This is a genomic window from [Clostridium] fimetarium (assembly GCF_900111235.1).
GTDB classification, from domain to species: Bacteria; Bacillota; Clostridia; order Lachnospirales; family Lachnospiraceae; genus Clostridium_N; species Clostridium_N fimetarium.
This window is the reverse complement of sequence record NZ_FOJI01000013.1, coordinates 1-14,502: the sequence shown is the minus strand read 5'-3', so window position 1 is coordinate 14,502 and position 14,502 is coordinate 1. Positions and strand designations below refer to the sequence as shown.

Here is a 14,502-nt window from a genome sequence, read left to right as displayed (position 1 = left end):
AATCATGGATACAAAAATTAAAATCTGCGGACTCACGAATCCAGCAGAAGTTGAATTCCTTGCAGATCGTAATGTAAAATACGCCGGAATCGTTATGTTTTATGAAAAGAGTCGAAGAAATAACTCTCCAGAAACTGCCAAACCAATTATTTCAGCCTTAAAAGAACTCGAAAAAAATGGTATTATAATAGAGAAAGTAGCAGTCACAGTTTCGCCAACGCTTGAGCAGCTAAAAATCATTCAGAAATTAGGATTTGATATCATTCAAATACATGGGGAACTAAAAGACGAGGTTGTTACAAATGCAACCATACCAATTTTTAGAGCGTATAACCTTTCCTCTGATTTAGTGAAAGAGAATTTGATAGATCAACCGAAGATAAAAGGAATTTTATTTGATGGCAAAGTACCTGGCGGAGGGAAGAAGTTTGACTGGAGTCTTTTAAAGAAATTTGATAAGAAAGATAAATTAATCATTCTTGCCGGAGGACTTGATGAAAGCAATGTGGCTGATGGAATAAAAGAAGTTTCACCAGATATCGTTGATGTTAGTTCTGGAGTTGAGTATTTGGATGAAGGAAAAGCTGGAAAAGATCCTGAAAGAATAAAAGCATTTATTAACGCAGTAGTTCAAACGAAATGATATTACGTGATTATGTAATATTGTAGTTTATTAAGATAAATTTATAATTAATAAAAAATACTATTTTTATTAATTTACTGCCGTAGTTGCAGCAGAATGGAGGAAATTATGAGTAATAGTTATTATGGAGAATTTGGTGGACAGTTCGTGTCCGAGTCACTTATGAATACACTTCATGAGTTAGAAGATAATTTTGAGAAGGCAATCATAGATCCGTTATTTATTTCGGATTACGATTATTATATGAAAGAGTATGTGGGACGTGAAAATCCTTTGTATTTGGCGGAGAAGCTTAGCGCAAAATATGGAACTAAGATATATCTGAAAAGAGAAGATCTCAACCACACAGGAGCACATAAAATCAATAATGTAATCGGCCAGTTACTTCTTGCAAGGAGAATGGGAAAGACAAAAGTACTCGCAGAAACTGGTGCAGGACAGCATGGTGTTGCTACTGCTACTGGAGCAGCATTATTTGACATGGAATGTACTATTTTCATGGGCGAAGAAGATATGAAAAGACAAGAACTCAATGTATTTCGTATGGAAATGCTTGGAGCTAAGGTTGTATGTGTCAAATCAGGTAGCAGAACACTTAAGGATGCAACAAATGAAGCAATTCGAACATGGGCAGAACGTGCAGAAGATACCTGTTACATCATTGGTTCAGCATTAGGGCCATATCCATATCCTAAGATGGTGAAAGAATTCCAGAAAATTATCAGTGTTGAAGCTAGAAAACAGGTTCTTGAAAAAGAAGGAAGACTTCCAGATGTTGTAATGGCATGCGTTGGTGGTGGTTCAAATGCAATCGGAATGTTTGCAGAATTTATCAATGATAAAGAAGTTAAATTAATCGGTGTTGAAGCCGGTGGACTTGGCGTAGAGACAGGAAAACATGCGAGTGCAATGGCACTTGGACGTCCAGGTGTACTTCACGGAATGCGTTCATATCTATTGCAAGATGAAGACGGTAATGTAGAACTTGCTCATTCAATTTCAGCAGGACTTGATTATCCAGGGGTAGGTCCAGAACATGCATACCTTAGAGATACTGGAAGAGTTCAATATGTAAATGTGACTGATGATGAGGCCATGACTGCACTTCTTGAGCTTTGCAAAATGGAGGGGATTATCCCAGCAATCGAAAGCGCACATGCGCTTGCATATATACCAAAGATAACAAAAGAAATGACTGAAGATCAAATCCTAATCATTTGCTTATCAGGCCGTGGAGACAAGGATGTACAGACAGTCGCAGCATATCTTAAGGGAGAGGAGACTAATAAATAATGAGCGAAAATAGAATTGAAACCAGATTAGCACAATTACAAAAAGACAATAAAAAAGCATTAATCACATATGTGACAGCAGGTCTTCCAACACTAGAAAAAACGATAGAACTAATCATTGCACAAGATGAAGCTGGAGTTGACATCATCGAAATTGGCGTACCATTTTCGGATCCAGTAGCCGATGGACCAGTCATTCAAGATGCTTCATTTCGTTCAATCCAAAACGGAACGAATTTAAGAAATACATTTGATACCATAGAAACAGCTCGCAAGAGCTCAAATGTTCCTATCGTATTTATGATGTACTACAACACAATTTCATATTACGGACTTGATAAATTTGCAGCAAAATGTGCTGCCATAGGTGTAGATGGCCTGATTATCCCAGATCTTCCATTTGAAGAACAAGGATATCTACAAGATGCACTTAAGAAGGTTGAAGACGCACCTATACTGATCCAATTAGTTGCACCAGTTTCAAAACAAAGGATTCCAATGCTTCTTGAAAATGCTAGGGGCTTTGTATACTGTGTATCCCAGATGGGCGTTACCGGTAACGGCGCAAATTTTCACAAAGACATTAAGGAATATTTAGCTAATGTTAAGAGTATCTCAAAAATTCCAATTATGATGGGATTTGGTATCAAAACGGCAGCAGATGTATTGCCACTGAGGGATGAGATTGATGGAGCGATTGTTGGATCAGCATTTATTCGGTTGCTAGAGGAAAATAACTTTGATGTAAATGTGGCGAAGGAGTATGTTACTACGTTTAAGAGGGAATTGAACGCATAGGGGCAAAAAAAGAAAAGCTTTCAGGTTCAGTTGACTTCGTCAAAATTCACCTGCAAACTTTTCTTTTTTTTGCCGGTTTGAAAAACAGAAAAGCCCAAAAAAGGAAATATGCTTTATAATTAAAGAAGAACTCAACAGTAAAATATTCAGATGAAAACCAGGCAATTGAAAAATTAAGTTTAGTGTAATCATTGCTAGTTAATTATTTTCTTAAAATTTTGATAGAAAGAGTGGTGGGGTGGTATGATGTTTGTATTGCATCCAGGAGTGTCCGAAAAAAAGATAAATGAATTTACGCAGAAGTTTGAGAAGATGGGCTTTACGCCGATGATTAGTTCCGGGACGGAAAGAACTGTTGTGGGGCTGGTTGGAAATACGAAGATACTCGATGTGGATGATATTGTTGAAAATAATGATATTGTAAGTTATGGAAAGCGGATTACTGAGCCATATAAGCTTGCGAGTAGGGCATTTCATCCAGATGATACTATGGTTATGGTTGGAGAAAAAATAGTTGGTAATAAGATAGCAGGTAATCAGACAGTAGGGAATAATAAAGGTGGTAATAAGATAGTTGGTAATCAGATATTTGGGGAAGGTATATTTCAGGTAATTAGTGGGCCTTGTTCGGTTGAGAGTGAGGATCAGATTATTAAAGTGGCAAGGGCTGTGAAGCTAAGTGGGGCAACATTACTTCGTGGTGGAGCTTATAAGCCACGTTCTTCTCCATACTCTTTTCAAGGTTTGGAAATGGATGGTTTGAAATTACTTTCTATTGCAAAACAAGAAACTGGGTTGCCAATCGTATCTGAGTTGACTAACATTTCTCAATTGGATGACTTTGAGGATGTTGATGTAATTCAAATTGGAGCTAGAAATATGCAAAATTATGACCTGCTAAAAGAAATAGGCAAAATCAAGAAGCCTATTTTACTGAAAAGAGGGCTTTGCAATACCATTGAAGAGTTTCTTATGAGTGCAGAATATATAATGGCTGGTGGAAATGAAAATGTTATCCTTTGTGAACGCGGCATGCGTACAATTGAAACAATGACTAGAAATACGCTTGATATATCAGCGGTTCCATTGCTTAAAAAGATTTCCCATCTTCCAATTATAATAGATCCAAGTCACGCTGCAGGTATTCGCTCACTCGTAGCGCCACTTTCAAAGGCGGCAATTGCAGCAGGTGCAGACGGCCTAATGATTGAGACACACAATGATCCAGCAAACGCTTTGTGTGATGGGGCACAATCACTAGATTTGGCGCAATTTGACAATCTGATGTTTGAAGTGAAGAGAAGAGTGGAATTTGAAGGTAAAATACTTGGTACTTGATAAGTATAACGTGATGATATACAATGTTAAAAAATAGAATGAGGAAGAAAATACATTCATTTTAAATTAAGAGGTTAATATGTATACAATTATGAAAAAACAAAATAATATTAAAAAAATATTTATTTTATTAATGTGTGCTATACTATCAGTTGGCGTATTTGGCTGTAGAAATGCATCGAGCACTTCGATGAGTTCAGAAACTTCGAATAGTCCAGACACCACTAGCACTTTGAGTACTTCAAATGTATCAGGTGAAAATGGAAATCTTGGAATATTTAAAGTAATATGCTTGAATGCAGGAAAAGCAGATGCGATTATTTTAAGAACGCAAAACAGCACAGTGCTTATTGATACAGGTGAGGATGATGAAGGTTCTGAAATCGTTTCATATTTGAAACAGCAAAATATCGATTCGATTGACTATCTTATAATTACACATTTTGATCAAGATCATGTAGGCGGTGCAGATACGGTCCTTAAGAAACTGACTGTAAAGAATGTGATTCAGAGTGATTGCCCCAAAGTTAACGATGATTATAGCCAATATATTGAAATACTTGAAAAAAAGAAAATTATACCAGTTACCTTAAGGGAAACAATGAAATTTACGCTCGATAGCGTCGAATATACTATATATCCACCACAAGAAACGACTTATGCAGTGAAAGATAGTAATAATTCGTCACTTGTAACGAGTGTTGTTCATGGTGAGAATAGTTTTCTGTTTACTGGAGATGCTGAAAATGCAAGGATTCAGGAAATGATTGCCCAGGGAAACCTTGCACATACATTTTTAAAAGTGCCATATCATGGCTTTTATCAGACGTCTCTGCCAGATCTATTTAGCCTAGTTGCGGCGAAGTATGCAGTGATAACAAGCTCAGATAAACTTACAGAAGATCCGTCGACAGTTAATCTATTAGAATCTATGGGAACCAAGGTATATCTTACAAGAAAAGGTGAGATTACTGTTACAAGTGATGGAAAAAACATGATTGTTACTCAGTAATCAATCAAATAAGAAAAGAAATTAGAAGATGAGGATTTAAATGAAAAACCAATTTAGCGAATACAACATAACAAGTGAAATTGTGGATGCACTTACAATATTAGGATATACGGAACCAACCGATATTCAAAAACAAGTGATTCCATTTGCATTGCAGGGAAGGGATATCGTTGCAAAATCCCAGACAGGAAGTGGAAAAACAGCGGCATTTGCAATACCACTTTGTGAACTCGCAGACTGGTCAGAAAATTCTCCAGTAGCGTTGGTGTTAGAGCCATCAAGGGAACTTACTGTGCAAGTAAAACAGGAAATCTTTAATATAGGACGAAATAAACGACTCAAAGTAGCAGATGTGTTTGGAGGATTTCCAATTGACAAGCAAATTCAGACGTTAAAGCAGAAAACACATATTGTAGTAGGAACACCAGGACGTGTGATGGATCATGTTCGCCGTGGATCGCTCGATTTGAGCAAAATAAAATACCTTGTAATTGATGAGGCTGATTTGATGCTTGATATGGGATTTATTGATGAAGTGAGTAAAATTATTGAAAAGATTCCATCGAAAAGGGTAATTATGCTCTTTTCAGCAACCTTGGGTGAAAGTCTTGAAAATCTTATTGAAAAATACATGACGAATCCTGAAACAATCACAATAGAGTCAGAAACAGAAACGGTGGATGAAGTAGATCAGACCATATATGAAGTCACTGGTGACAAAAAGTATGATGCATTTTTATCTATATTAATCAAGGAAAATCCAGAAAGTTGTATGGTGTTTTGCGGCACAAGGGATATGGTAAATGTACTGTCTCGAATGCTCAAGAAAGATGGAGTTAAAAGTGGTATCATTCACGGTGAAATAGATCAGAGTGATAGAATTAAAACAATTGAAGGCTTCAGAGAAGGAAGATTTCGCTGTTTGATTGCAACAGAAGTTGCAGCAAGAGGAATTGATTTTGAAAATCTGACACATGTATTTAATTATGATTTTCCTACTGGAAAAGAAGCATATGTTCATCGTATAGGAAGAACCGGAAGAAATGGTAATTCGGGAAAAGCCATCAGCCTTATTACGAATTATGATAAAAGTATGCGCGATATGGTAGAAGAATATATTCACATGCATATTAAAGATGCCGAAGTTCCAAGTAGAAAAGATTTGAAAGAATCAAAGGAAGAAAAAGCATTTTGGGATAGACAGAACGAAAAGCCAGTATTAAGAGCTAAAAAAGGTGCTGGATTTAATAAGACAATTACACGTATTTCAGTCAGTGGTGGCAAAAAAGCCAAAATGCGTGCAGTCGATATTGTAGGAACAGTATGCAGTCTGGACGGGGTTGAGGCAGAAGATATTGGTATTATTGATGTTAGAGATAGCTTAACTTATGTTGAGATTCTAAATGGTAAAGGTAAAACTGTGCTTGATGCATTGCAAGAAAAAACGATTAAAGGAAAGCTTAGAAACGTTAGGATTACACAGGGATAATTTAATCCTATCCAGTTAGGGTGATATCATCTTTTTAATTTAATAAGCCAATTAATATTTAGAGTATTGAACTAAATATTAATTGGCTTATTTTGTTTTTTTATAATAACCAAATAGTATAAAGGTTTAATGTTAACCTAATCATAAAAAAGGTTGACAATATGGAATGACGGTATTATAATTATAAGAAAATAAATACATACAGAATGTGAGAAAAATGAATGGAAAAGAAAATTAGTATTTACAAAATAGCACTGATAGGTGTAATGACAGCAATAATTTGCATTATAGGACCATTTTCAATCCCGATTGGTTTAGTACCAATTTCACTGACGAACTTGATAATACTGATAACTGTAATAATACTTGGGTGGAAAATGGGAACAATCAGTTGTTTGATTTATCTATTAATAGGATATGTTGGAATTCCCGTATTCTCTGGATTTAGAGGTGGCCCTGATAGATTATTTGGACCAACCGGAGGCTACTTAATTGGATTTGTGTTTTTAGCGATTATTAGTGGTATATTTATCGATAAATTTCGTGGGAAAATTTATATGTATGTAATTGGGATGTTACTTGGAACCGTTGTTTTATATGCGTTTGGTACAGTATGGTTTGCATATCAACAAAACGTATCTTTTCATGCAGCAGCTGTTATTTGTGTAATTCCTTTTATTCCGTTGGATATAGTAAAAATTGCTTGTGCTGTCATAATTGGTCCTATTATTAGAAAGCAATTAGTTAGGGCACATATATTAATCTAATTAATTTAATATATTTATTTGATTTTACATAGCATTAGGCATAATTATATATAGTTTTTACACGCATATTTTATATTAAATATGCGTATTTTTTTATTTCCAATTATATGCCAAAAGTAGAACAAATAACTACACGAAAAATAAGATAAAATGAAAGGGAACTGTAGATGAAAAAAATTGGAACAAGAATGTTATGTTTGATTTTACCGATTATAATAGTTGCAATGTTTTTACTCACATTCGTAAGCTATTCTTCCAGCAAAGCGATTATAGAATCTGAAATACAAAAACAAATGGAGGCAAGACTTCAATCTGAAATAAATAACATCAGGATGCAACTGGATAGTTTGGATACTACAGCAAAATCCATTGCATCTTCCGTTGCATATACTTACAAAAGTACAAAGATTTCTCAATATGAAACAATGTTGAAAGCACAAGTAGTAAATAATGAGATATCAACGGGAACTGGTATCTGGTTTGAACCTTATGTTTTTAATCCGGATTTTCAATTTATAGGACCTTACGTATATAAAAATGGAACGAGCACGAAAGTGACTTATGAATATAGTAACTTAGAATATAACTATTTTAAATATGATTGGTATACGAATGCAAAAATCTCAAAAGGAGAAACATTTTATACAGATCCTATCTATGATGAAACGTTAAAAACATCGATGATTACCTGCAGTGTTCCAATCCTTGATCCAGATAAAAAATTTATAGGCGTTGTTACTGTCGATACCAAACTTGATTCAATACAAAATATTGTATCTCAAATTGTTGTTGGTGGAAGTGGAGTGTCATCACTCTTAACGAAAGATGGAACTTATATATGTGACAGCGATTCTTCAAAGGTAATGAATCTCAATATTATAAATGAGCCGAACACATCACTCGCTGACATGGGCAAAAATATAATCGCCTCAGATAGTGGTACAGGGTATTATTATGAAAATGGAACAAGATATAATTTGTATTATATGAATGTAGATTCATTAAATTGGAAATTAGTGATTAAAATTTCAAATAGTGAATTAATGGCCCCTGTCAATAAACTTACATATGAATTAATAATCGTTTCAGTAGTAGCAGTACTTTTATCTATAATAGCAGTACTAATACAAGTTAAATATGTATCAAGAAATCTCAAAAAAATAAATGAATTCGCATTAAAATTAGCATATGGTGATTTCACAATCAATCCTCTAAATGTGGTTTCAAAGGATGAAATTGGTCAGATGAGTACATCCATGAATCATATGTATTCAAGTAATAAGGATGTAATCAAAACGATTTCTATTCATTCAGAAAACATTGAAAATTCAAGCTTTAAACTAAATGAATCAACAGAAATATTAAAAGATGAATTTATAAAAATCAAACATATAATCAAAATAGTAAATGAAGATATGATTTCAACAAGTGCATCAACAGAAGAAGTTAGTGCATCGGCTGAGAATGTAACCAGTCTGATATCGTTACTTGCTGATGAAACAGTAAAAAGCGCCTCAATGGCAGATGCAATCAAACACAGAGCCAGTGATATTCAAATAAATAGTGAGAAATCATATGACAGTGCTTTATCATTAACAAGTTCTTATCAAGTGAAATTAAAATCAAGTATGGAAAATGCGAAAATAGTGTCATCTGTAAATGAATTGGCAGAGACAATTTCTGAAATAGCCGAACAAATCAACTTGCTTTCACTCAATGCTAAAATAGAAGCGGCGAGAGCTGGAGAGCAGGGAAGAGGATTCGCAGTCGTTGCGGGGGAGATAGGAAAACTGGCTAGTCAAACATCAACCACAGTAAATAAAATTAAAAATATAACGGGTAGTATAGAATCAGCATTTATGAATTTAATGAATGACTCGAAGGAATTGCTAGGATTTGTTCTAGATACAGTGACACCTGATTATGAGATATTTGTAGATGTATCGAAACAATATGGAACAGATGCAAACGATCTTGAGGATTTTTCTAGAAAAATTGCAGTTATGGCAGAGAGTATCGAAAAAATAATGGTAGAAGTAACAGATGCCGTATCAACAATTTCTGAATCATCACAAAATACTGCACAAAATAGTAGTATGATAATGGAAGTTGTAAACCAAGTATCAACAGTTATTCAACAGGTATCAGAAATGGTCGTTATAAATGAAGATGTTTCTAAAGATTTAAATAAAGTTGTAGGAAATTTTAAACTGTAAGCTTGTATTAATTAGTGAAAGTGATTGGATTTCAACCTAAAATATGGTAAAGTTAATTTTATAAAAAACTAGATTTTATTATAGTTATTAACGAATCACCATAAGGGGGAATTAATATGAATCAGACTTTTGTCTATCGGAAACATCTAAGAGCGCCGTTTAAATCTTTTGTTAGGATAGTAATGCTTATATTTTTGGGAATTTTCATTATGACATTTGGATTAATATTTACAAATCATGAGAAAATGAATAGCTATGTACCATATGTTTTTGGTATTGTTATTCTAATTATGTTTTTCTGTGTATTGTTGGAGGCGGGATTTTTCTATCATTTCCTATATAAACAGTTTCAGTCTATCAATATAACGCTCACAGATGAAGCGATTGTTTATAATACGGCTAAGAAGCAGATTATCATTCCATATGAAGACATTAAGAAACTTGCATTTCCTTCAATTAAGTACACGGGTGGCTGGATAAAAATCGTCTATAAGGGAGGCAATATTCGATTGACCGTAGTTCTCGAACATATTGGAGATTTCATCTACGAACTGAAGGAAAAATTGGATGAGAGAGAAATGTCGCAAGTCTACAATGAAAAGAAATTGTTTTCATTCTTTAAAACTGCAGTGTTTGCAGATGGAAGTTGGGAACGAGTTTATCACAATTACAAATTTCAGTTAGCAATTAGCTATCTAAGCATTATAATAACTACTATAATCATACGATTTTTTGATCATTCAAATAACAGCAACTATTTTATATATGTAAGCATTTTAGCACCGTTATTGGGGTACCTATTTAGTGAAATTATTATTGGAATTAAATTAAATAAGCAGTTTATAACAGGTGAATTAAAATTATTTCCAAGATACCCTATTTTTGAACACAAGGTATTTAAAATCTCTATTATGGTATTTTCAATTGGTTACATTCTGATCCTTCTGGTGGCTGTGATTTGATAACGATTTTAAAATTATAGATTATGGAAGGAAGATGCAATAAATTGAATGATAAACAATCAAATAAAAAAATGGATCAAAATTGGAATAAGAAAAAGAGATACCTTTGGATAATTAGCATTATTATCATAGTGGCATTGATTACATATTATATCTTATCAAAAAACGAGAGAAACATTGATCTAATTACTTTTGTTGCCAGTGTCTCGTCAATTGTACTTGCCATATCTACAATTATTATTGGCAAAAGCTACAATAAGGCGACTGGAGAAGTTCTTGAGCATATTGAATCGTTGGTAGAAAATATCACCGATGAGCTTGAGCACAGACTAAATAATTTAGATGAAATAAAAGAATCATTAGAAAATCTTCCGGAAAATATGCCAGAGAAGAAGGGACTTCTTGATAAAGTAGAAAAAATGGAAGAAGTGATCATAAATTCTCCTTTATTAGCATCTAAAAGAAGTCATCATGAAGATAATAAAATTAGAATTTATGAAAAAAAGATACGGTCTGGGCAGCGAAAACTACACAACTATAATAATGATTTAAAAGATAGCTCATCAGAAAAAGAAAAAATCAGAATTCTGAATCGTACAAATAATAGAGAAGAAAAAATAAAATTAGCAGATAAGAAGTTAAAAGAAATAACCAATAAATAGAAAGTTTTTTGGAAAGGTATTGGGATGAATAATCTTTGTACTTTTTTTATTGAATCAAAATCATTACAAATTGCAATTAAAATCTTATTATGCTAATATTATCAAATATTGTAAATAAAATACATTGATTAAGGCGCAAAATATTGATAATAAAATAAGGTGAATAATACAAAATTTAAATAATAATGAGATAAGAGGAGATATAAAAATGCAGTTTCATTTTTCAGATAAGGCAGAAAGCTTTCAACCTAATATATTTAAGATTTTAAATGATAAGAAAAAAGAGATGGTTGATACTGGCATGAAAGTATATAATCTATCAGTTGGAACACCAGATTTTGAACCAGATAAACATGTGATGGAAGTGGTTTCTAAGGCAGCTCTTAATCCAGAAAACTACAAGTATGCACTAGAGGACTCGCAGGAGATGATTGATTCTGTGAAAAGATGGTATGCAAGACGGTTTGATGTTAAATTAATGGACAACGAGATCCTGTCTGTGCCAGGTACTCAAGAAGGAATGGCACATATTGGCTTAACAATCTGTAATGAGGGCGATATTGTATTAGTTCCAAATCCTGGATATCCAATATTTGAAGTTGGGCCATATTTAAATGGAGCAAAGATTGAATACTATAATCTAAATAGGGAACATAATTTCATTCCCGATTTAGATGAAATTCCAGAAGAAATCGCCAGAAAAGCAAAGATGATGGTTGTTTCATATCCTCTAAATCCAACATGTACCTGCGCACCAATTGAATTCTATGAGAAATTAGTAGCATTTGCAAAGAAGTATAATATCTTAATTGTAAATGATAATGCATACTCCGAAATCATATATGATGGAAAAAAAGGGTTTTCATTTCTGTCTGTCGAAGGGGCGATGGAAGTTGGAATTGAGTTCAATTCACTTTCAAAATCTTACAATTTGACAGGGCTTAGGATTTCCTTTGCATTAGGAAATGCACAAGTCATTGAAAAATTCAAAACCATTCGGTCACAGTTTGACTATGGAGCTAGTTATTTGGTACAAAAGGCAGCAATTGCAGCACTCGATGGTCCTCAAGATATTTTGGCAATTAATCTGAAAAGGTATCAGGATAGAAGAGATGCGCTTTGTGGCGGGTTTAGAAGTATTGGCTGGAATGTCCCAAATTCTTGCGGCACCATGTTTGTATGGGCACCACTTCCAAGTGGATACACAAGTTCAGAAAAGTTTTGTATGGATTTGTTGGAAAACACAGGCGTTATATGTACACCAGGTAATTCGTTTGGTTCACTTGGAGAGGGCTTTGTTCGATTTGCATTAGTGCAACCAGTGGAAATAATGAATGAAATCGTAGAAATTATTGGAAATTGGTTGAAAGAAACGCAATGTAGATGATACTGGAAACGCGTTGCAGAGGATACTAATGGTTGACACATTTATATATTTGTGATAAATTTATAAAAATGTGGTAAGTAATTTATCGCAAGCATCAATAATTTAATAGCGAAGAGTGAGTTTGAGTACTCCAACCTTCAGGGCAAAGTGAAACAGTAAAAACTGTTAATTCTTGACCGGTGGTAATTACTGATTGTGAAATATGCAGTACAGTATTAGTCCACGAACCTTTAGAGAGGCCGAATGAGTGAGAATCTCGTACCGACAGTATAGTCTGGATGAAAGAAGTGTAAGCATGCGTAATGTATGTTTTATTTGACGCCAACTTTTATTATTATGCCCTATGTCTTTTACAGATATAGGGCTTTTTGCTGTAAAAGTTGATTAAAATTAAATGTATTAAAAATAAGCTGCTTGCAAAAAATAAATTTATGGAGGAAAAGAAATGATGAATTTAGGAAAGTTATTTGAGCAAGTGAAGGACAATGTGATATTTATATTAATATCAATAATAATTATGGTAGCAGTATATGCTATCGCAAAATTAAGTGAGAAATTAATTGAGAAAAAGACGGGTGTTAAATTCAACCAGGCAAAGACAAGAATCAACAGAATGACAGTGATTGCAATGCTCTCAGCGTTGGCATTTATCCTAATGTTCTTTGAATTCCCGATTCCATTTGTACCGGACTTTTATAAGATAGATGCAAGTGAAATACCAGTGCTGATAGGTGCATTTATGTTTGGACCAGCAGCAGGTGTTGTTATAGAAGGCGTTAAAGTTCTCCTTCACCTAGTAATCAAAGGTACTACAACAGTATTCGTGGGTGATTTTGCAAATTTCATATTAGGATGTTTTTATGTAGTTCCTGCAGCAACAATATACTTATTCAAGAAAACCAAGAAAAGCGCTATTATTGGTATGATAGTTGGTACTGCAGTACTCGTAATTGCTGGATGTTTATTGAATGCATTTTATCTGCTTCCAAAGTATGCAGAATTATATGGAATACCAATGGAATACCTGATTGCAGCAGGTACCGCTGTAAATAGTAACATTACAAATGTATTTTCTTTCGTAGCATTAGCAGTCGCACCATTTAACATATTAAAAGGTACATTAGTTGCTATCGCGACAGGCGTGTTATACAAATACGTCAGCAAAATAATCAAAAACTAGTACATTTATTTAATTTTTTTAATATTTTAATTTTGTTTTACATTTTTCTTTTCGTTTTATAATTTGAACTTTGGCTTTTGCTTTACTCTTTTACTTTAAGGTACTGAGCCCAAGGAAAAAGACAAAGTTTGCAAGTGAATCTTGACGAAGTCAACTGAACTAGCAAACTTTGTCTTTTTCCCCTTGAACTAGCAAACTTTATCTTTTTCCTCCGCATAAGAATCAAGTAATTGTTCATAATAAATTGAGAAGTTAATTTTCAAAGGAGAATAGTTATGGTAAAAGCAAAATTTTTATTACTTAGTGCCATTTTAATCATGTGCGTTGGAGCAATGACTGGTTGTGGTAAAAAAGATACTGATGATGGTAATAAAGCAAGTAGTGGAATCCGTGGCTCAGCCAGTGAAGTGATTACGAATACTAGCAAAGGTATAAATGAATTCGAAACCAAAGCGAGTAACGGCATAAATGAACTAAAAACTGATATTAATAAAAAAACAGAAGAATTGGCAACCGTATTTGGAGGTACAATTCAAGCGCAAACAAGATAAGATTTGCCCATATTGGCACAGTAAATAAAAACTTACAAAGATTAATTTTGTGAGTTTTTTGTTTTTAATGAAAGTTTTGTGAAAAGACTTTCACTTTGCTGAAATATATCCTCACGTTTGACAGTTAGAGAAGAGTAAAAAGCTTGGAAGCCCCATAAACAGGGAACTCCAAGCTTTATTTATTGTGAAAAAAGTGCGTACTTTA

At 33.8% G+C, this 14,502-nt stretch carries 13 protein-coding genes and 1 riboswitch; all 13 genes read left to right on the top strand.

Translation table 11 applies throughout. The annotated features are described in order from the left end of the window. The first annotated feature begins 4 nt into the window (after window positions 1-4). The 13 genes from BMY18_RS15280 (at window position 5) to BMY18_RS15220 (ending at window position 14,297) form a co-directional block, all read left to right on the top strand. The gene (locus tag BMY18_RS15280; protein ID WP_092455604.1) at window positions 5-643 is read left to right on the top strand and encodes a phosphoribosylanthranilate isomerase; all 639 of its coding nucleotides are present in this window, start codon (window positions 5-7) and stop codon (window positions 641-643) included. Between the two features lie 108 nt (window positions 644-751). Further along, on the top strand, window positions 752-1,936 hold the full coding sequence (gene trpB / locus BMY18_RS15275) for a tryptophan synthase subunit beta (RefSeq protein ID WP_092455602.1): 1,185 nt from the start codon (window positions 752-754) through the stop codon (window positions 1,934-1,936). Continuing rightward, window positions 1,936-2,733 carry a tryptophan synthase subunit alpha gene (gene trpA / locus BMY18_RS15270; RefSeq protein WP_092455600.1) on the top strand — a complete coding sequence of 266 codons (798 nt, stop codon included), beginning with the start codon at window positions 1,936-1,938 and terminating at the stop codon, window positions 2,731-2,733. Before trpB ends, trpA begins: the two co-directional genes overlap by 1 nt. A 243-nt stretch (window positions 2,734-2,976) precedes the next feature. After that, complete coding sequence (aroF, locus tag BMY18_RS15265) at window positions 2,977-4,071, top strand: 3-deoxy-7-phosphoheptulonate synthase (protein WP_092455598.1); 1,095 nt, start codon at window positions 2,977-2,979, stop codon at window positions 4,069-4,071. Between the two features lie 79 nt (window positions 4,072-4,150). Continuing rightward, window positions 4,151-5,083 (top strand): ComEC/Rec2 family competence protein, encoded by a 933-nt coding sequence (locus BMY18_RS15260; RefSeq protein ID WP_092455596.1) that lies wholly within the window; start codon window positions 4,151-4,153, stop codon window positions 5,081-5,083. 40 nt (window positions 5,084-5,123) lie between these two features. Next, window positions 5,124-6,572, top strand: a complete 1,449-nt coding sequence (locus tag BMY18_RS15255; RefSeq protein WP_092455595.1) for a DEAD/DEAH box helicase — start codon at window positions 5,124-5,126, stop codon at window positions 6,570-6,572. Window positions 6,573-6,793: 221 nt separating this feature from the next. Further along, on the top strand, window positions 6,794-7,339 hold the full coding sequence (locus tag BMY18_RS15250; protein ID WP_092455593.1) for a biotin transporter BioY: 546 nt from the start codon (window positions 6,794-6,796) through the stop codon (window positions 7,337-7,339). A 167-nt stretch (window positions 7,340-7,506) separates the two neighbouring features. Beyond that, a complete protein-coding gene (locus BMY18_RS15245) occupies window positions 7,507-9,555 on the top strand; it encodes a methyl-accepting chemotaxis protein (RefSeq protein WP_092455591.1) in 2,049 nt (682 codons plus the stop codon). A 116-nt stretch (window positions 9,556-9,671) separates the two neighbouring features. Continuing rightward, window positions 9,672-10,517 carry a hypothetical protein gene (locus tag BMY18_RS15240; RefSeq protein WP_092455589.1) on the top strand — a complete coding sequence of 282 codons (846 nt, stop codon included), beginning with the start codon at window positions 9,672-9,674 and terminating at the stop codon, window positions 10,515-10,517. A gap of 44 nt (window positions 10,518-10,561) precedes the next feature. Next, a complete protein-coding gene (locus BMY18_RS15235) occupies window positions 10,562-11,179 on the top strand; it encodes a hypothetical protein (RefSeq protein WP_139197305.1) in 618 nt (205 codons plus the stop codon). Between the two features lie 208 nt (window positions 11,180-11,387). After that, the gene (locus tag BMY18_RS15230) at window positions 11,388-12,566 is read left to right on the top strand and encodes an aminotransferase class I/II-fold pyridoxal phosphate-dependent enzyme (protein ID WP_092455585.1); all 1,179 of its coding nucleotides are present in this window, start codon (window positions 11,388-11,390) and stop codon (window positions 12,564-12,566) included. 129 nt (window positions 12,567-12,695) lie between these two features. Further along, window positions 12,696-12,860, top strand: a riboswitch (FMN riboswitch). Between the two features lie 151 nt (window positions 12,861-13,011). Next, complete coding sequence (locus tag BMY18_RS15225; protein WP_092455583.1) at window positions 13,012-13,746, top strand: ECF transporter S component; 735 nt, start codon at window positions 13,012-13,014, stop codon at window positions 13,744-13,746. Window positions 13,747-14,021: 275 nt separating this feature from the next. Beyond that, window positions 14,022-14,297 carry a hypothetical protein gene (locus tag BMY18_RS15220; RefSeq protein WP_092455580.1) on the top strand — a complete coding sequence of 92 codons (276 nt, stop codon included), beginning with the start codon at window positions 14,022-14,024 and terminating at the stop codon, window positions 14,295-14,297. The last annotated feature ends 205 nt before the right edge of the window (window positions 14,298-14,502 follow it).

Coding starts and splice junctions, on each gene's coding strand:
- BMY18_RS15250 (WP_092455593.1), top strand. CDS start 6,794: ATGGAAAAGAAAATTAGTATTTACAAAATAGCACTGATAGGTGTAATG.
- trpA (WP_092455600.1), top strand. CDS start 1,936: ATGAGCGAAAATAGAATTGAAACCAGATTAGCACAATTACAAAAAGAC.
- BMY18_RS15240 (WP_092455589.1), top strand. CDS start 9,672: ATGAATCAGACTTTTGTCTATCGGAAACATCTAAGAGCGCCGTTTAAA.
- BMY18_RS15260 (WP_092455596.1), top strand. CDS start 4,151: ATGTATACAATTATGAAAAAACAAAATAATATTAAAAAAATATTTATT.
- BMY18_RS15255 (WP_092455595.1), top strand. CDS start 5,124: ATGAAAAACCAATTTAGCGAATACAACATAACAAGTGAAATTGTGGAT.
- aroF (WP_092455598.1), top strand. CDS start 2,977: ATGATGTTTGTATTGCATCCAGGAGTGTCCGAAAAAAAGATAAATGAA.
- BMY18_RS15280 (WP_092455604.1), top strand. CDS start 5: ATGGATACAAAAATTAAAATCTGCGGACTCACGAATCCAGCAGAAGTT.
- BMY18_RS15220 (WP_092455580.1), top strand. CDS start 14,022: ATGGTAAAAGCAAAATTTTTATTACTTAGTGCCATTTTAATCATGTGC.
- BMY18_RS15245 (WP_092455591.1), top strand. CDS start 7,507: ATGAAAAAAATTGGAACAAGAATGTTATGTTTGATTTTACCGATTATA.
- BMY18_RS15230 (WP_092455585.1), top strand. CDS start 11,388: ATGCAGTTTCATTTTTCAGATAAGGCAGAAAGCTTTCAACCTAATATA.
- trpB (WP_092455602.1), top strand. CDS start 752: ATGAGTAATAGTTATTATGGAGAATTTGGTGGACAGTTCGTGTCCGAG.
- BMY18_RS15225 (WP_092455583.1), top strand. CDS start 13,012: ATGATGAATTTAGGAAAGTTATTTGAGCAAGTGAAGGACAATGTGATA.